The sequence below is a fragment of the Nonomuraea maritima genome (genome assembly GCF_900100395.1).
GTDB classification, from domain to species: Bacteria; Actinomycetota; Actinomycetes; order Streptosporangiales; family Streptosporangiaceae; genus Nonomuraea; species Nonomuraea maritima.
The window spans coordinates 27,883-45,636 of sequence record NZ_FNFB01000026.1; the positions used below are offsets into that span (position 1 = coordinate 27,883).

General features: G+C 69.9%; 16 protein-coding genes. 5 read left to right on the top strand and 11 right to left on the bottom strand.

The annotated features are described in order from the left end of the window. Positions 1 to 30 precede the first annotated feature (30 nt). Positions 31 to 1,542 carry an MFS transporter gene (locus BLR04_RS30230; RefSeq protein ID WP_090771666.1) on the top strand — a complete coding sequence of 504 codons (1,512 nt, stop codon included), beginning with the start codon at positions 31 to 33 and terminating at the stop codon, positions 1,540 to 1,542. Between the two features lie 69 nt (positions 1,543 to 1,611). Here the strand turns inward: BLR04_RS30230 and BLR04_RS30235 are convergent, their stop codons facing one another. The 8 genes from BLR04_RS30235 to BLR04_RS30270 form a co-directional block, all read right to left on the bottom strand. Next, on the bottom strand, positions 1,612 to 2,403 hold the full coding sequence (locus BLR04_RS30235; RefSeq protein ID WP_176903360.1) for a serine hydrolase: 792 nt from the start codon (positions 2,401 to 2,403) through the stop codon (positions 1,612 to 1,614). A 234-nt stretch (positions 2,404 to 2,637) separates the two neighbouring features. After that, the gene (locus tag BLR04_RS30240; protein WP_090771669.1) at positions 2,638 to 3,510 is read right to left on the bottom strand and encodes an alpha/beta hydrolase; all 873 of its coding nucleotides are present in this window, start codon (positions 3,508 to 3,510) and stop codon (positions 2,638 to 2,640) included. A gap of 34 nt (positions 3,511 to 3,544) precedes the next feature. Beyond that, positions 3,545 to 4,939 carry an NAD(P)/FAD-dependent oxidoreductase gene (locus BLR04_RS30245; RefSeq protein ID WP_090771671.1) on the bottom strand — a complete coding sequence of 465 codons (1,395 nt, stop codon included), beginning with the start codon at positions 4,937 to 4,939 and terminating at the stop codon, positions 3,545 to 3,547. A gap of 165 nt (positions 4,940 to 5,104) precedes the next feature. Beyond that, positions 5,105 to 5,893, bottom strand: a complete 789-nt coding sequence (locus BLR04_RS30250; protein ID WP_090771673.1) for an ABC transporter permease — start codon at positions 5,891 to 5,893, stop codon at positions 5,105 to 5,107. Continuing rightward, entirely contained in the window at positions 5,890 to 6,741 is an 852-nt protein-coding gene (locus tag BLR04_RS30255; protein ID WP_090771675.1) for an ABC transporter permease, read from the bottom strand. Before BLR04_RS30255 ends, BLR04_RS30250 begins: the two co-directional genes overlap by 4 nt. A gap of 2 nt (positions 6,742 to 6,743) precedes the next feature. Next, on the bottom strand, positions 6,744 to 7,946 hold the full coding sequence (locus tag BLR04_RS30260) for a polyamine ABC transporter substrate-binding protein (protein ID WP_245740718.1): 1,203 nt from the start codon (positions 7,944 to 7,946) through the stop codon (positions 6,744 to 6,746). Between the two features lie 18 nt (positions 7,947 to 7,964). Then, on the bottom strand, positions 7,965 to 9,041 hold the full coding sequence (locus tag BLR04_RS30265) for an ABC transporter ATP-binding protein (protein WP_090771679.1): 1,077 nt from the start codon (positions 9,039 to 9,041) through the stop codon (positions 7,965 to 7,967). Between the two features lie 17 nt (positions 9,042 to 9,058). Then, entirely contained in the window at positions 9,059 to 10,492 is a 1,434-nt protein-coding gene (locus BLR04_RS30270; protein WP_090771681.1) for a gamma-aminobutyraldehyde dehydrogenase, read from the bottom strand. Positions 10,493 to 10,772: 280 nt separating this feature from the next. Here BLR04_RS30270 and BLR04_RS30275 point away from each other — a divergent pair, with 280 nt between their 5' ends. Next, positions 10,773 to 11,264, top strand: coding sequence for an Lrp/AsnC family transcriptional regulator (locus BLR04_RS30275; protein ID WP_090771683.1), 492 nt, complete (start codon positions 10,773 to 10,775; stop codon positions 11,262 to 11,264). Here the strand turns inward: BLR04_RS30275 and BLR04_RS30280 are convergent. Next, positions 11,261 to 11,905 carry a cyclase family protein gene (locus BLR04_RS30280; protein ID WP_090771686.1) on the bottom strand — a complete coding sequence of 215 codons (645 nt, stop codon included), beginning with the start codon at positions 11,903 to 11,905 and terminating at the stop codon, positions 11,261 to 11,263. The two genes, BLR04_RS30275 and BLR04_RS30280, sit on opposite strands and share 4 nt — an antisense overlap. 154 nt (positions 11,906 to 12,059) lie before the next feature. Here BLR04_RS30280 and tnpA point away from each other — a divergent pair, with 154 nt between their 5' ends. Together tnpA and BLR04_RS30290 are read left to right on the top strand one after the other, a co-directional pair. Then, positions 12,060 to 12,479 (top strand): IS200/IS605 family transposase, encoded by a 420-nt coding sequence (gene tnpA, locus BLR04_RS30285; RefSeq protein WP_143022272.1) that lies wholly within the window; start codon positions 12,060 to 12,062, stop codon positions 12,477 to 12,479. Continuing rightward, on the top strand, positions 12,472 to 13,791 hold the full coding sequence (locus BLR04_RS30290) for an RNA-guided endonuclease InsQ/TnpB family protein (RefSeq protein ID WP_245740719.1): 1,320 nt from the start codon (positions 12,472 to 12,474) through the stop codon (positions 13,789 to 13,791). Before tnpA ends, BLR04_RS30290 begins: the two co-directional genes overlap by 8 nt. Here BLR04_RS30290 and BLR04_RS30295 read toward each other — a convergent pair. Together BLR04_RS30295 and speB are read right to left on the bottom strand one after the other, a co-directional pair. Further along, complete coding sequence (locus BLR04_RS30295; protein ID WP_090771690.1) at positions 13,689 to 15,218, bottom strand: purine-cytosine permease family protein; 1,530 nt, start codon at positions 15,216 to 15,218, stop codon at positions 13,689 to 13,691. The two genes, BLR04_RS30290 and BLR04_RS30295, sit on opposite strands and share 103 nt — an antisense overlap. Beyond that, on the bottom strand, positions 15,215 to 16,171 hold the full coding sequence (gene speB, locus BLR04_RS30300; RefSeq protein WP_176903362.1) for an agmatinase: 957 nt from the start codon (positions 16,169 to 16,171) through the stop codon (positions 15,215 to 15,217). Before speB ends, BLR04_RS30295 begins: the two co-directional genes overlap by 4 nt. A gap of 51 nt (positions 16,172 to 16,222) precedes the next feature. On the opposite strand from speB, the gene BLR04_RS30305 reads away from it, so the two are divergent. Further along, the gene (locus BLR04_RS30305) at positions 16,223 to 17,683 is read left to right on the top strand and encodes a PucR family transcriptional regulator (RefSeq protein WP_245740720.1); all 1,461 of its coding nucleotides are present in this window, start codon (positions 16,223 to 16,225) and stop codon (positions 17,681 to 17,683) included. Positions 17,684 to 17,754 lie beyond the last annotated feature (71 nt).

A 17,754-nucleotide genomic window follows, 5' to 3' on the forward strand; every position in this document is an offset into this window, starting at 1 on the left:
TCGTCAGCGTGGTTCGCGACCGTCGGTGGCATGACGAACAAATGGGCGTGTCTGGCGGTCGCCTGCGTGGCCACCCTGCTGCTCTCTCTCGACCTCACCGTGCTGCACCTGGCGCTGCCGAGCCTGGTCGCCGACCTCGGCGCGAGCTCCACCCAGTTGCTGTGGATCGGCGACGTGTACGGCTTCGCCCTCGCCGGCCTGCTCGTCACCATGGGCAACGTCGGCGACCGCGTCGGACGCAGGCGCCTGCTGCTGATCGGTGCCACGGCGTTCGGGGCGGCGTCGGTGATCACCGCGTACGCGCCGAGCGCCGAGCTGCTGATCGCCGCCCGGGCGCTGCTGGGAGTGGCCGCGGCCACGATCATGCCGTCCACGCTGTCGATCGTCCGCAACGTGTTCACCGAGCCCGGCGAGCGGACGGCGGCCGTGGGCATCTGGAGCGGCATGAGCGCGGCGGGTTTCGCGGTCGGCCCGGTGGTCGGCGGCCTGCTGCTCGACCACTTCTGGTGGGGTTCCGTCTTCCTGATCAACGTGCCGGTCATGGCGCTGGTCATCATCGGCGGGCTCCTGGTGCTGCCCGAGTCGCGCAACCCCGACGCCGGACGGATCGACGTGCCGAGCGTCCTGCTGTCGTTCGGGGGCGTCGTGGCCGTCGTGTACGCGGTCAAGGAGGCGGCGCACACCGGGCTGGAGCACGCCGACGTGCCGGCCGCCGGGGTCGCCGGGGTGGCGCTGCTCGTGGCGTTCGGGTGGCGGCAGACACGGGTGCCCGAGCCGCTGATCGACGTACGGCTGTTCCGTCGGCGGGCGTTCAGCGCGTCCATCGTCACGAACCTGCTGGCGATCTTCGCGATGTCGGCGATGATGCTGATGTTCGCCTGGTACCTGCAGCTGGTGCTGGGCTGGTCGCCGCTGCAGGCGGGCCTCGCACAGCTGCCCGGCGGCCTCGGCGGCGCGGTGGGCGGGGTCCTGGCCGCCAGGCTGATCCGGCCGCTCGGCAGGAACGGCGTGGTCGCCCTGGGCCTCGCCATGAACGCGGGCGCGTTCCTCTGGTACACGACGCTCGGCACCGAACTGACCTACCTCACGCTGCTGCCCGCCCTGCTGATCGGCGGTGTCGGCATCGGGTTCGCCTTCACCGTCAACAACGACAACGTGCTGGCGACGGCGCCTCCCGAGCGGGCGGGGGCCGCGGCGGCGGTGTCGGAGACGGCGTTCGAACTGGGTGGGGCGCTCGGCATCGCGGTCCTGGGCACGGTGCTCACCGCGGCGTACCGGGCCAACCTGGCGCTGCCCGCCGGGGTTCCCTCCTCAGGCGCGGGCGAGTCGCTCGCCGAGGCCATGAGCACGGCCGCCACGCTGCCCTCCGGCCCGGCCGCGGAGCTGGCCAGGGCGGCGCGGGCCGCGTTCCTGGAGGGCCTGCACCTGACCTCGTTCGTCGCCGCCGCGACCCTGGCGGCCGTCGCCGTGGTGGCCCTGGTGGGGTTGCGCGGCGTCCCGAAGGTCATCCCGGAGGAGGTTCTCGCCCGCGCCCGCTCCTGATCGCCGTACGCCGCCCCGGCACAGACCCGCACCACCCGGGACGCCCGTGCCACCCCCGCAAGGACGCCGTCAGAAGGTGGGGTTGGTGGGGCAGCGGCGGGTCACGGTGGGCGTGAGGGTGTCGAGACGCCGGCCGATCATGCGGGCGATGCCCTCGATCGTCTGGATGCCCGCCCCCTCCCCCGGCTGCTGGTCGGTCTGTACGGACAGCAGCAGGTCGCGCCCGGGCCCGTGGACGCGGCCGTAGCTCGTCACCGCCCACGTGTTGTGCACGAACGGGCGCGGTGTCCACCCGTTCTTCAGCGCCACCCGGTCCTGCGGCCGGGCCGCCGCGCTGACCCCCCACGCCTGGTCCTTGACCACCCGTCCCATCAGCGACAGGACCTGCGCCCGGCTCCTGGACGAGATCCCTCTGCCGCCCTTGACCAGCACCTTCAGCAGCCGGATGCGGTCGGCGGGGCTGGTCAGGGTGCCTCCCCAGTACTTGCCCGGCCCAGGAGTGGTCTCCTTCAGCCCGATCCTGCGGTAGAAGCCGCTCATGGTGCCCCCGCCGCCGACCCGCGCCCACAGCCGGTCCGCCGCGTCGTTGTCGCTCTCGGTGACCATGCGGGTGGCGAGGTCGAGCTCGTCCTCGCCGAGCCGGCCGGAGCGGCGGCGCAGCAGCGCGGCCAGGATGTCCACCTTGGCGCCGCTGGCGGTGATGATGTCGTTGCGGTGCTGTCCCTGCCCCAGCGAGACGCCGCTGACCAGGTCGTGCGCGCCGTAGACGACGCGGCCGGGACGGCCCGCCACGTAGCGGGCGAGGTCGCGCTGGAGCCGGGCGCGGTTGATCCGGCCGCCCCGTACGTCAGGAAATTTCATGAAGCAGTGCGCCACCTTGACCGGCGCCCGCACCATCACGGGTTGCACCGGAGGCGCCCCGGCCCCGCACCCTGCCACGAACGCCAGCCCCACACACGCCGTTCCCACCGTCCGCACGCCAACCCCCGCGAGCTCGTCGGGGGCGTAAGGAACATTCCCGGCTTCAGGCCCGGATGCATCGCACCCGGCACTTTCCTGGACGGACCATCAGCGCATTCTTGCCAAAACCGACGCTCAGAGGTACTCGGCGAGGAACCCGGCGGTCGCGTCCACGGCCTGCGTGACGTACGGCTCACGGTCGTAGAGGTCGATGTGCTCCTTGGCATCGACCCAGACCAGCCGCTTCGGCTCGTCGAGCCGCCGGAACGCCTCCTCGGCCCCCTCCGGCGAGCAGAACCGGTCGACCACGCCGTGCACGACCAACGCCGGCTTGGGCGACAGGAAGTCGGCGCCCATCATGTTGTCCATGGTGAGCAGCTCGCGCACGCTCGCCCGCGTCACCTCGTTCGCCCAGTGCGGCGAGGCTCCGCGCTCGGTCCCGTAGTAGGCGTACGGCTCGTCGCCCGGCATCGCCGCCTCGCCCCGCTCCGCCACCGCCGGCACGTACTCGACCGGCCCGCCGAGGTCCTGCCGCTCCAGCACCTCGGTGGACGCCGCCAGCGCGGCCTGGTAGTCGGCGCCCATCCGCATCGCGTACGGGTTGTTGTAGGCCCCCGCGATCCCCGCGAACACCTTCACCCGCGGGTCGAAGGCGGCGAACTTCAGCGCGTAGCCGGCGCCGAGGCAGATGCCCACCGCCCCGATCCTGCCGGGGTCGACCTCGGGCCGCGCGCGCAGGAACGACACGGCGGCGCGCAGGTCGTGCAGCTTGCCCTGCGGGTCCTCGTGGCGGCGCGGACCGCCCTCGGACTCGCCCCAGTTGCGGTGGTCGAACGACAGCGTGACGTGCCCCCGCTCGGCGAGCCGGGCCGCGTACAGGCCGGTGACCTGGTCGCGCACCCCGGCGAACGGCCCGGTGAGTACCAGCGCCGGCCACGGCCCCACGCCCTCGGGGACCCGCAGGTCGCCGGTGAGCGTGAGGCCGTCGGAGGTGAACTCGATTCTCATGGGCCCAGTCTGCTCTCACCGGACCCGGTACGCGTCAGGAGTCGAAGCCCAGCCCCATCCGGTCGAGCGCGCGCAGCCACAGGTTGCGCTTGCCCTGGTGCTCGTCGGCCTGGGCGATCGACCAGCGGGTGAACTGGATCACGGGGGAACGCACCGGCTCGGGCGGGAACGGGAACGGCTTCTCCTTGACCATCCGCAGTTCTGTGCGTTCGGTGCGCTCGCCCGACAGCAGGTCGAGCATGACGTTCGCGCCGAAGCGGGTGGCGCCGACGCCCATGCCGGTGTAGCCGGTCGCGTAGACGAGCCGCCCGCCGTGCGCCCTGCCGTAGAAGGCGCTGAAGCGGCTGCAGGTGTCGATGACGCCACCCCACCGGTGGGTGAAGCTCACGTCGCCAAGCTGGGGGAAGGTGTCGTAGAAGTGCTCGGCCAGCTTGACGAACGTCTCGTCGCGCTGCTCGTACTCCGGCCTGACGAGGCCGCCGTTGTAGTAGACCGCGTCCCAGCCGCCCCACAGGATGCGGTTGTCGTCGGTCAGCCGGTAGTAGTGGAACTGGTTGCCGCCGTCGCCCACGCCCTGTCGGTTGCGCCAGCCCACCGAGGCGAGTTCGTCGGCGCTCAGCGGCTCGGTCATGAGTGCGTAGTCGTACACGGGGACCACGTAGTGCCTGAGCCGGCGCAGCAGCGGCGGGAAGACGCCGGTGCCGAGCGCCACGCGGCGCGCGGCCACCTCGCCGTGCGGGGTGCGCAGCGTGAGCAGCGTGCCGTCGTCGTGCAGCGCCCGCACGGGGCTGCGCTCGTGGACGCGTACGCCGAGGCGCAGGCACGCCTCGCGCAGGCCCCACGCCAGCCGCGCCGGGTCGAGCATGGCGCAGCCCTTGCGGTCCCAGAGGCCCGCGAGGTAGGTCGGCGAGTCGATCTGGGCCCGCACCTGCTCGCGGTCGAGCGGCTGGTAGTCGAGGCCCAGTTCTGAGGTGATGGCGTGCTGCTCGGCCAGCGCCTCGACCTGCCAGGGCTCGGTGGCGACCTGCACCTCGCCGGTGCGCTCGAACGAGCAGTCGATGCCGTGGCGGCGCAGGGTCTCTTCGATCTCGTCGAGGTTCTCGACGCCCATGCGTTCGAGCCGCTCGATCTCCTCGGGCCACCGTTCCAGGCCGTTGGCCAGGCCATGGGTGAGGGTCGCCATGCAGAACCCGCCGTTGCGGCCGGTGGCGGCCCAGCCGATCCTGCGTCCTTCGAGCAGGACGACGTCCAGCGAGGGGTCTCGTTCCTTGGCCATCAGAGCCGTCCACAGCCCTGAGAAGCCGCCGCCGACGACGGCCAGGTCGGCGACGGTCTTTCCGGTGAGCCGCTCCTGCGGCTCGGGTCTGGCCGGGCTGTCCAGCCAGTACGGCTTGCGCTCCGCATCAGCCAGCGCCTTCAGCGGATCCACAAATCCCACTTCCCTACGAAAGTTCAGAATATTTGATGATGAAATCGCGGGACCAAATGGTGATCACGCACGGGTTCCCCCCGTCGGAATCCGATCTCGCCTCCCTGTTCTTTGCCAATGACGAATCCCTCCGCGGCAGCGGAGGGGAAGCCGGTGACCCGGTGTTCAGGCGCGGCGGCGGGACGCGACCGCACTCGCGATCGCGATCAGCACACCGACGCCGAAGATCAGCGTACCCATGACGTTGACCTGCGGCGGGATGCCGGTCTTGACGGCGCCGACGATCCACAGCGGGAAGGTCACCGTCGAGCCGTTGACGAAGCTCGTCACCACGTAGTCGTCGATCGACAGCGCGAACGACAGCATCGCGCCCGCCAGCACGCCGGGCATGATGGACGGCAGCGTGACCTGCCGGAACGTGCCCCACGCCGTGGCACCGAGGTCTCTGGCGGCCTCTTCCAGCGACGGGTCGAGGCCGACGACCCTCGCCCGTACCGTGACGACCACGAACGACAGCGAGAACAGCACGTGGGCGATGATGATCGTGTTCGCGTCGCGCGGGACGTTGCCTGAGACGAACAGCGACAGCAGCGAGGCGCCCATGACGAGTTCGGGCGTGGAGATCGCGGCGAACACCAGGAAGTTCGTGGCGCCGGCGCCGCGGAAGCGGTGACGGCCCAGCGCGATGCCCAGCATCGTGCCGATCACCACCGTGATCACGGTGCTGACCAGGGCGATCACCAGCGTGTTGCGCAGCGCCACGGTGAGGTCGGAGATGTCGAAGAGCTCGGTGTACCAGCGCAGGGTGAAGCCCTGCCAGGTGGTGTTCGACTTGCTCTTCTTGTCGTTGAACCCGAACAGGATCATCACGGCGATGGGCGACGACAGCCAGACGATGATCAGCCAGGTGTAGGCGTGCAGCAGCCGGTCGCCGAGTCTTCCGCGGGTCCTCATCGCGCCGCCGCCTCCAGCACGTTCTCCGTCCCGAGCACTCTGGCGTAGACGAAGATGCCGACCAGCAGGACCGCCATCAGCGTGAACGACAGCGCCGAGGCGGTCGGGTAGTTGAGGTTCGTCAGGTATTCCGTCTGGATGATGTTGCCGATCATCGTGTTCGACGTGCCGCCGAGGATGGCCGCGTTGATCGGGTCGGCCGTGGCCGGCACGAACGTCATGAGCACCCCGGCGAACACCCCGGGCAGCGACAGCGGCAGTACGACCCGCCGGAACGCCGCTCCCCGGGTCGCGTACAGGTCCTGGGCCGCCTCCACCACCCGCGGGTCGACCCGCTCCAGCGCCACGTAGATCGGCAGGATCATGAACGGCAGGAAGTTGTACGTCAGCCCGCCCACGACGGCGAACGTCGTGGCGAGGACGTGGAAGCCCTCGGGCAGCAGCCCCCAGCCCTTCAGCGTGCCGAACAGGATGCCGTTGTCGGCCAGCAGGAAGTTCCACGAGATCGTCCGCAGCACGAACGACACGAAGAACGGCAGCAGCAGGAGGAAGAGGTACATCGACTTCCGCCTGCCGCCCCGGAAGGCGATCCAGTACGCGACCGGGTAGCCGATCAGCATCATCGCCACCGTCGCCAGCCCCCCGTACAGCAGCGAGCGCAGGAGCTGGGTGCTGTACCTGCTCAGCGCGTCGCCGTAGTTGGAGAAGCTGAACGTCATGGCGAAGCCGTCGATGGCGTTTCCGGTCTGCAGCGACACCGACGCCATCGCGGCCATGGGGACGACCAGGAAGATCGCCAGCCAGATCCAGCTGGGCAGCACCAGCAGGTAGGGGGTCAGCCGCTTCATCGTCAGGCCTGGGTGATCGACTGGAAGATCGGGTTGAACACCTGCTCCTGCTGGGTGGTGAGCGGGGTGTAGCTGTGGAGCTTGGCGTACTCCTCGTCGGAGGGGAACATGAGCGGGCTCGCCACCATCTCCTCCAGCGTCTTCTTCTCCTCGCCGGTGGCCGAGGCGGCCTTCTCACGCAGCAGGTCCTGGACGGCGGGCACCGGGGTGACGTACTGGATGAACTCGTCCAGTTCGGCGGCCACGGCCGGCTGGTAGAGGTAGTCCATCAACATGATGGCGTCCACGGGGTTGGCGGCGCCCTTGGGGATCAGCATGTTGTCGGTCCAGATCGTGCCGCCTTCCTCGGGCACGTAGAACTTGACCGGCTCGCCGGCGAGCTGCCGCTGGAACACGTCGCCGGACCAGGCCATGCTGATCCAGAGGTCGCCCTTCGACACAGCGTCGATATACGACTGATCATAATATTTCCGCACAATTCCGGCGTCGCGCTGTGCCTTCAGCTTCTCGCCGGCCTTGCGCCAGTCCGCCTCGGTCGACGTCTCCGGCGCGATGCCCAGCGAGATCATGCCGAAGTTGCCGATCTCCTGCGCGTCGGCCATCATGCCGACCCGCCCCTTGTACTTGGGGTCGAAAAGCGCCTCAATGCTGGTGAGGTCGTCCTTGATGTAATTGGTGTTGTACGCGATCCCGGTCACACCGGAGGTGTAGGGAACCGTGTACTTGTTGCCCGGGTCGTACGCGCGTTCCTTGTACTTCTGCCCGGCGTTGGCCTGGAAGTTGGGCAGCTTGGAATGGTCGAGCGGCACGACATAGCCCAGGTCGATCATGTGCTGGAGCTGGACGCCGTTCGTCATGACGACGATGTCGTAGCCCAGCGGCTGACCGGCGCGCAGCACGGGGTCGGCCTTTCCGAAGAACTCCGCGTTCTCCTGGATGACCTCTTTGTACTCGTACGAGATGCCGGTGTCGGCCTTGAACTTCTCCAGCGGCCCCTTGTCCTCGGGCATGTACTCGGGCCAGTTGGCGAAGACGACCTTGCCGTGCTTCTGCTGCTTGGCCCAGAAGTCGGCCACGGCGTCGGCCTTCGGGGGCGCCGCCTTCTGCCCCTGCACACCACAGGCGGCGAGGGCGAGTCCGGCAGCCGAGGCCCCGGCGAGCTTGAAGATGTCGCGGCGGGTGCGCGGCTGCGTCATTCCACGCATGAAGGGGTTCATCGAGTGTTAACTTCCAATCACGTACGAATGCCGCGCCTGCCACGACAGCCACACGGAGTCGCCCCGCTCCGCCGTGGCCGTCGCGTCATGCGCGTTCTGCTGGAACACCGTGATGACCGTGCCGTCGGTGGAGTCGGACAGACGGACGGCGTAACTGTTGTAGGTGCCCAGGTAGACGACCTCAGTCACGGTGCCGCGAACGACACTCATCTCAGGAGCTGGCTCCTCGGTGCCGATGGCGATCTTCTCAGGTCGTACGGTCACCGTCACATCGCCGTCGTGCCCCGGTACGAGCACCCGGCTGTCGCCCACCTTCAACACGCCGCCGACCGCTGTGCCGGTGAGCAGGTTGGAGGTGCCGATGAATCCGGCGACGAACCCCGTCGCCGGACGTTCGTAGATCTCGCGCGGCGAGGCGAGCTGCTCGACCAGGCCGTCGTTCATGACGGCGATCCGGTCGCTCATGGTCAGCGCCTCGCTCTGGTCGTGCGTCACGTACACGAACGTGATTCCGACCTCGCGCTGGATGCGCTTGAGCTCGATCTGCATGGCCTGGCGCAGCTTCAGGTCGAGCGCGCCGAGCGGCTCGTCGAGCAGCAGCGCGCGCGGCCGGTTGACCAGCGCGCGGGCCAGGGCCACCCGCTGCTGCTGGCCGCCGGACATCTCGCGCGGCCTGCGCTTCTCCCTGCCGGTGAGGTCGACGATCTCCAGCATCTCGCCGACCCGGCGCTTAATCTCGTCCTGCGGGGTCTTCTTCTGCTTGAGGCCGAAGGCCACGTTGTCCCAGACGCTCATGTGCGGGAAGAGCGCGTAGGACTGGAAGACCATGTTGACGTCGCGCTTGTTCGGCGGGACGTTCGTGACGTCCTGGCCGTGCAGCTTGACGAGGCCCTTGGTGGGCTCCTCGAAGCCGGCGATCATCCGCATGGTCGTGGTCTTGCCGCAACCGGACGGGCCGAGGAGGGAGAAGAACTCCCCCTCGGCGATGTCCAGCGTCACGCCCTTGACTGCCTGGACGACCTCGCCGTGCGAGAGATACTCCTTGACGACGTCCTCAAGCTCAATCGCGTTCAGCCCGGTCATTCCAGGTAGTCCCTCACCTATTCGCCGATGTAGTGCATGACGTGCTTGACCCGGGTGTAGTCATGCAGACCGAACACCGAAAGGTCCTTGCCGTACCCGGAGTGCTTGAAGCCGCCGTGCGGCATCTCCGAGACGAACGGGATGTGCGTGTTGACCCACACCACGCCGAAGTCGAGCCGGTTCGACATGCGCATCGCCCGGCCGTGGTCGGAGGTCCACACAGAGCCGCTCAGACCGTACTTGACGTCGTTGGCCTTGGCGAGGGCGTCGGCCTCGTCGGTGAAGGTCTGGACGGTGATCACGGGGCCGAAGACCTCGTTCTGCACCATCTCGTCGTCCTGGCGCAGCCCGTCGACGACGGTCGGCGCGAAGAACCAGCCCTTGTCGCCGACCCGGCTTCCGCCGGTGAGGATCTTGGCGTGCGCGGGCGCCCGGTCGATGAACCCCTGGACGCGGGTCAGCTGGGTCTCGTTGTTGAGCGGCCCGTACAGCGCGTCGGCGTTGTCGAGGTCGCCGGTCACGGTGCCGGCGGCGGCCTCGGTGAGCGCGGCCACGAACTCGTCGTGCACGCTCTCCTGGACCAGCACCCGGCAGGCGGCCGTGCAGTCCTGGCCGGCGTTGTAGAGCCCGGCGACGGCGATGTCGGCGGCGGCCTTGCGCAGGTCCTTGACGTCCTCGAAGACCACGACCGGCGCCTTGCCGCCGAGTTCGAGGTGCACCCGCTTGAGGTCGTCGGCGGCGCTCTTGGCCACCGACATGCCCGCGCCCACCGAGCCGGTGATCGCGACCATGGAGGCCGTCGGGTGGCTCACGACCAGGGCGCCCGTCTCACGGTCGCCGGTGACGACGTTGAAGACGCCGGGCGGCAGCACCTCGCCGAGGATCTCGGCCAGCTTGACCGTGGAGACCGGGGTGGTGTCGGAGGGCTTGAGCACGACCGTGTTGCCGGCCGCCAGCGCCGGGGCGATCTTCCAGACCGCCATCATCATCGGGTAGTTCCACGGGGTGACCTGGCCCACCACGCCGATCGGCTCGTGCCGGATGACGCTGGTGTGCTCGGCGAGGAACTCTCCCGCCGTGGGGCCCTCCAGCGTCCGCGCCGCGCCCGCGAAGAACCGGAAGTGGTCGGCGGCGACCGGGGTCTCGTCCTCCGCCATCCGGGCGCGGGGCTTGCCGGTGTTGCGGCACTCGGCCTCGTTGATCTCGTCCGCCCGGGCCTCGATCGCGTCGGCGACCTTGAGCAGCAGGGCCGCCCGCTCGCCGGGCGTGGTCCGGCCCCACGACTCGAAAGCCGCGGCGGCGGCGGCGAAAGCGGCGTCGACGTCGTCGGGGCCCGAAACGGGAGCCTGGATGTAAGGCTCGCCCGTACACGGGTCGATGATGTCGGAGAATTCGCCGCTCTTCGCGTCCACGAACTCACCGTTGATGTAGTTCTGCAGACGGGTGGTCATTCGCCCTCCTTTGTCGGTCGTATGACCATGATGGTGTCCAGGATGACCTCGGCGGACCCGGTCACGGATGACCTTCTCCGCGAGGTGGGCTGAGATGCCGCGACTCTTACAGAGCGGAAGCATCCCGACAAGGGATTTCGTGGTGAAGATATCAAATTGCTACGAATTCGCTTGACAGACCGCCAAGAACTGACAACATGTCGCAGCAGAACGGCAACTCGACCGGAACGCCCCCGGAACAGCCCCGTAACGCGGGACGGTCAGGGAAGGAATCCTCTCAATGACGACGCCGCCCCGTGTACGACGAACAACCCCCATCGCCGGACCGGTGGTTCTCGACGACCTCTCCAAGCAGATCATCGAACAACTCCAGAGCGACGGGCGGATGTCGTACGCGGCGATCGGGAAAGCGGTCGGGCTGTCGGAAGCCGCCGTGCGCCAGCGGGTGCAACGGCTGCAGGACGCCGGCGTCATGCAGATCGTCGCCGTCACCGACCCCCTCACCCTCGGCTTCCCCCGCCAGGCCATGATCGGCGTCAACTGCGAGGGCGACCTCGAGTCGGTGGCCGACGAGCTCTCGGCCATCGAGGAGATCGACTACGTGGTGCTCACGGCGGGCTCCTTCGACGTGATCGTGGAAGTGGTCTGCGAGGGCGACGGACACCTGCTGGAGATCCTCAGCAAGATCCGCGCCATCCCGGCCGTCCGGGCGACGGAGTCGTTCGTGTACCTGAAGCTGCGCAAGCAGACGTACTCCTGGGGCACCCGCTAACCCACCCTCGCCACGGCCCGCACAGGCGCGCCGTCGGCCCCCGGCAGGCGCAGCGGCAGCAGCGAGACCTCGATCGGCAGCCCCCGCGCCTGGGCGTCGAGGAGCCGGTCGAGGCCGGTCAGGTTCTCGGCGATGACGGCGTGCGCGCCGCACAGCACCCGGTGGGCGGGGAAGTCGTCGGCGGGCGTGGGGTCGACGCTCAGCGCGTCGATCCCGACCGTCCGCACCCCGCGCGCCACCAGCAGCCGCGCCGCCTCCTCCGTCAGGTACGGATGCGCCGCGTACGCCTCGCTCCCCCAGTGCGCCGACCATCCGGTGGCGACGAGCACCATCGCCCCCTCCAGGACGGCCGCGCGGAAGGGCTCGGGCCCGATCGGCGAGCGCGGTGCCGCGCCCCGGACGTCGACCACCACCGCCGGGCCCCAGAAGCGCTCCAGCGGCAGCTCGTCCAGCGCGGGCAGTGTGTCGTCCACGTGGAACGGGGCGTCCACGTGGGTGCCCGACTGTGAGCCGAGGTGCAGCCGCAGCACGTTGACGCCGTCGTCCGCGACCGTGAGCGCCGGGCCGACCGAGACCTCCGGGTCGCCCGGGTAGACGGGCATGCCGGTCTCGATCGGCACGGACAGGTCGATGAGTTCCATCAGGTTCTCCCGAGGGGACCATCGCCTTCAGGCGACGGGGGAATCGGGAGCGGGAGGGCCGCCAAGGCCCGAGCGTGCAGTGATCTGCCTGGTCTGCGCATCAGAGATCTCCGTTCGTCGCGTCTTGGATGAGCAGCACTGTTATAACGAGCATGTGGCTCGGCAAGTGCGCACTTCCCCCGGTGCGGCGTATGACGTCGGGTACCACGTGGTGTGGTGCCCGAAGTACCGTCGCCCGGTCCTGGGCGGCCGGGTGAAGGACCGCCTGGAGGAGTTGATCCGTGCCAAGGCCGACGAGCACGGGTGGGAGATTGTGGCGGTTGAGGTGATGCCGGACCACGTGCATCTGTTCGTCAAGCGCCACCTGAGGAACTCGCCCTCGTACGTGGCCGAATTCAAGGGATTCACCTCCCACCACCTGCGCGCCGACTTCGGCCACCTGCGCTCCCAACTGCCCACGCTGTGGTCACGGTCCTGCTTCATGGCCATGGTCGGCGCGGTGTCGGCCGAGACGGTGCAGCGCTGTATCGAGACGCAGGACGAGCGGCCGTCCAAGGGCGGTGGCCGTGCGTAGATCGTGCAAGTTCCTGCTGCGCCCCACGAGCAAGCAGGCGGCGGCGCTCACGCAGTGCCTGGAGGACCACCGGCAGCTGTACAACGCCGCGCTGGAGCACCGCCGCACCGCCTACGCCACAGCGGGTGTGGGCGTCCGGTACGGCGAGCAGTCGGCCGAACTGAAGCACATCCGCGCCGATGACCCCGGTGGGCAGGGCCGGTGGTCGTTCTCGTCCCAGCAGGCCACGCTGCGGCGGCTCGACAAGGCGTTCGGCGCGTTCTTCGACCGGGTCAGGACGGGACGGACGCCTGGCTTCCCGCGGTTCAAGGGGCGTGGCTGGTTCGACACGGTGGAGTGGCCGAAGGACGGCGACGGCTGTCGGTGGGACTCCCAGCCCGAGCATCCCGCCGCGTCCTACGTCCGGTTGCAGGGCATCGGGCACGTCCGGGTGCATCAGCACCGGCCGGTCAAGGGCCGGGTGAAGACGATCAGCGTGAAGCGGGAAGGCAGCCGCTGGTACGTGGTCCTGTCCTGCGATGATGTGCCGGACGAACCTCTGACGGCCACCGGTGCCGTCGTCGGGGTGGACCTCGGTGTCGCGTCGCTGGCCACGACCAGTGACGGCGAGCACCTGGTCAACCCGCGCCATCTGGCCACGTCCGCCGACCGGCTCGCCACCGCTCAACGAAACCTTGCCCGTAAGAAGCGCGGCTCCGAACGCCGCCGCAAGGCTGTGGCCCGTGTCGCTGCCCTGCATGCGAAGGTGCGGCGTCAGCGCCTCGACGGCGCTCACAAGGCTGCGCTCGCGCTGGTCCGCGCCTACGACGTGATCGTGCACAAGGCGTTGCGGATCACCAACATGACCCGCTCGGCGTCCGGCACGATGGAAGCGCCCGGCCGCAACGTGGTGCAGAAGTCCGGGCTCAACCGTTCGATTCTGGATGCGGGTTGGGGGGTGTTCCTGACGGTCCTCGCGCACAAGGCTGAAAGCGCCGGTCGAGAGCTGATCGCGGTGAACCCCGCCCACACCTCCCGCACGTGCGCCCGGTGCGGGCACTGCGCGAAGGAGAACCACCTCACCCAGGCCGAGTTCGCCTGTAGGGCGTGCGGGCACGCCACACACGCCGACGTGAACGCGGCGGTCAACATCCTCAGGGCAGGGCTTGCCCTTCGCCAGGCTGCGGAAGCGGCTCAGCGAGAAGCCGCTCCCTGCAGGGAGCGGAGGAGTCACCACGTCGCCGGCTCGACGGTGGGCGTCGTGACCGCGTCCACGATGGGCGGCACCGGGGTGTCGGCCGCCCGCACCAGGCGCGGGCCCCGCGGGCCGTAGACCGCGCGCGGCTCGGGGAAGAGCGCGAGCAGGACGAGGTAGAGCACCGCGGCGGCGCCGAGACCGACAGGCAGCGAGATGTCGGCCTCGTTGGCCAGGTGGCCGAGCGGTCCGACGAACTGCCCCGGCAGGTTGACGAACGTCAGCGCCAGCCCGGCCGACACCAGCCAGGCGACCAGGCCCCTGGCGTTCCAGCCGTGGGCGAACCAGTAGCGGCCGCCGCGCTGGCGGCGGTTGAACACCTGCAGCGCCTCGGGGTCGTACCAGCCGCGGCGCGTCACGTAGCCGAGCATCATGATCACCATCCAGGGCGCCGTACACGTGATGATCAGTGTGGCAAAGGTGGAGATGCTCTGCGTCAGGTTGGCGGCGAAGCGGCCGACGAAGATGAACACGACCGACAGCGTCCCGATGAACAGCGTCGCCTGCACCCGCGAGAACCGGGTGAAGACGCTGGAGAAGTCGAGGCCGGTTCCGTACAGCGAGGTCGTGCCGGTGGACATGCCGCCGATCAGGGCGATGAGGCAGACGGGCACGAAGTACCAGCCCGGCGAGACGGCCAGCAGGCCGCCGACGTAGTTCGGCGCGGCCGGGTCGACGTACTGGGACGCCTTCTCCGCGATGATCGACGCGGTGGCCAGGCCGAAGAAGAACGGCAGGATCGTGGCGATCTGCGAGCAGAACGCCGCCGCCATCACCCGCCTGCGCGGCGTGTCGGCCGGGATGTAGCGCGACCAGTCACCCAGGAAGGCGCCGAACGACACCGGGTTCGACAGCACGATCAGCGCCGCGCCGATGAACGACGGCCAGAACAGCGGGTCGCCGGGGGCCAGCGTGCCGGGGTAGGAGGGGTCGAAGTCACCGGCGAAGGCGAACACGCCGAGGACGAACAGCAGCGACGCCGCCGCCACCGCGATCTTGTTGACGAACAGCATGAAGCGGAAGCCGTACACGCAGACGACGAGCACGAGGACCGCGAAGATGCCGTACGCGACCGCGTACGACACGTCGTCGTCGGGCAGCCCGACGAACCGGTGCGCGCCGCCCACCAGCGCGTCGCCCGACGACCACACCGAGATCGAGAAGAACGCGATCGCGGTCAGCAGCGACAGGAACGAGCCGACGACCCGCCCGTGCACCCCGAGGTGCGCCGAGGACGAGACCGCGTTGTTGGTGCCGTTGAGCGGGCCGAACAGCGACAGCGGCGCCAGGATCAGCGACCCGACCACCAGTCCGAGCACGGTCGCGGCCAGCCCCTGCCAGAACGACAGCCCGAACAGGATGGGGAAGGCCCCCAGCACGCAGGTGGCGAAGGTGTTCGCGCCGCCGAACGCCACCCGGAACAGGTCGAGCGGACGCGCGGTGCGGTCGGCGTCGGGGATCCGCTCGACGCCGTACGTCTCGATCTCGGTGATGGCGTTGCTCATCCCCGCTCCTCCGCGTTGAGCGCCAGCAGGCTGACGAGGTCGTAGGCCACGTGGGAGGCGGCGATCGAGGTGATCTCCGCGTGGTCGTAGGCCGGGGCGACCTCCACGACGTCCGCCCCGACCAGCCGGCAGCCCGCCAGCGCGCGCAGGATCTCCAGCAGCTCCCTGCTGGTGAGCCCGCCGGCCTCCGGGGTGCCGGTGCCGGGCGCGTGCGCGGGGTCCAGCACGTCGATGTCGACCGAGATGTACACCGGACGGTCGCCGATCCGCTGCCGCAGCAGGTCGGTGACCTCGTCCAGGCCGCGCCGCAGCACGTCGGCCGCGGTCACGATGCCGAAGCCGAGCCGGCGGTCCTCCTCCAGGTCCTTCTTGCCGTACAGGGAGCCGCGGATGCCGACGTGGCTGAGCGCCTCGGTGTCGAGCAGGCCCTCCTCCGCGGCCCGGCGGAACGGCGTGCCGTGCGTGTACTCGGCGCCGAAGTAGGTGTCCCACGTGTCGAGGTGGGCGTCGAAGTGGACGAGGGCGACCGGCCCGTGCCGCCTGGCGACCGAGCGCAGCAGCGGCAGGGCGATCGTGTGGTCGCCGCCGATGGTGACGAGGCGCGCGTCGATCGCGTCGGCGCCGGCCTCGATCGCCTCGATGGCCTCGCCGATGTCGAACGGGTTGGCCGCGATGTCACCGGCGTCGGCCACCTGCACCCGCTCGAACGGCGACACGTCGAGACCGGGATGGTAGGGCCGCAGCAGCCGGGACGCTTCCCGTACCGCGGCGGGGCCGAACCGGGCGCCGGGCCGGTAGGACACTCCGGTGTCGAAGGGCACGCCGACCACGGCCACGTCGGCACGCGGTACCTGGTCGAGGCGGGGTAGGCGGGCGAACGTGGCCGGTCCGGCGAACCGCGGGACCTTGGAGGAGTCGACGGGGCCTTGATGCATGCGGACAGTGTTCGTCATGGCTTTGACCTGCGACAATTGTCGCCATCACAAAGTACTACGGTGTGTGTTGTGGCTGACCACAAGCTGACCGTCGAAGATCTCCTGCGCTCACCCGCGCTGCAGTTGCGCGTGCTGGCGGGCGAGTCGGGCCTCACCCGCTCGGTGTCGTGGGCGCACGTGAGCGAGCTGGACGACCCCACGCCCTGGCTGCTCGGGGCCGAGCTCATCATGACGACGGGGCTCGGCGTCCCGCGTACGGCGGCCGGGCAGCGCTCCTACCTCGAACGCCTCGACGACGCCGGGGTGTCGGCGCTGGCCCTGTCGGCCCAGCTGCACGTGCCGCCGCTGCACCCGGCGTTCCTCGCGGCGGCCGAGGAGCGCGGCATGCCGGTGCTTGAGGTGCCCCTCGCGGTGCCGTTCATCGCGATCTCGCAGGAGGTCGCCGCCGCGCTCCAGTCGGACGCGGACCACCGGCTGGGCGCGCAGTTGCAGGTGTTCGGGGCGCTGCGCTGGCTGGCCGCCGAGGACCTCGACACGGCCACGCTGTTCAGGCGGCTCGAACGGCTGTCCGGCTACGACGTCTACCTGTCCACCCGCGGCGGCCGGCCGCTCCTGCCTGGCGTCCCCGTCCCGCCGCTCGACGTGCTGCCCGACCAGCCCGACGCGCCGCCGACGATCCCCAGCGGGTTCGTGCTGCCGGTGTCGGCGCCCGGAGGTCCGGCCGGCTACCTCGTGGCGTTCGCGCGTGAGGGCGCGCGGCCCGCCGGGCTGTCCGTCGTCCAGCACATCGCGACGGTGGCGGCGCTGCAGGTGGCGATGGTCAGGCACGAGCGCGAGACGCTGCGCCGCGAGGGCGCGGAGACGCTCGCCGAGCTGCTGCAGGACGTCCTCGACCCGCCCGCGGCGCGCCGCCGGCTGGCCAGGCTCGGCCTGCCGATGGAGGGCGAGTCGGTGCTGTACGTGGCGCGCGGCGTCCCGGACGAGGCCCTGCGCCGGGCCATGGACGACCTGCCCCACCTCATGCTGCGCCGCGGCGACGACCACTACCTGCTGGGCCCGGCGAGCCTCGGCCCGGCCGTGGCGACGGTGCCGGGGGTGGCCGCGGGGGCGAGCCGCCCGTTCCCGTGCGGCGAGCCGCTGCGCGTGGCCGAACGCGAGGCCCTCTGGGCCGCCTCCCACGCGGCCGAGTCGGGACGCGCCCTGGTGCACTACGGCGAGGACACCACGGCCCGCTGGCTCCCCGACGACCCCGCGACGCTGGCCGCCCTGGTCGACCACGTGCTGGGGGCGGCGCTCGCCTACGACGAGGCGCACGACTCGCGACTGCTCATGTCGGTGCGTACGTGGATGGAACGCAACCGCCAGTCGGACGAGGCGGCCGCCGCCCTGCACATCCACCCCAACACCCTGGCCTACCGCCTGCGCCGCTTCGCCACCCTCACCGGCCGCGACCTGTCCTCGACCGCCGCCTTCGCAGAAGTATGGCTGGCCATCCGCGCCGCCCGCCGCCTCGGCCTCCTCGGCCCGTAGAAACTGCTCTATAAAGGGAAATCATCTGCCTTAATTGACAACCACCCGAAAATACCGTCCCTTTTCCGGCA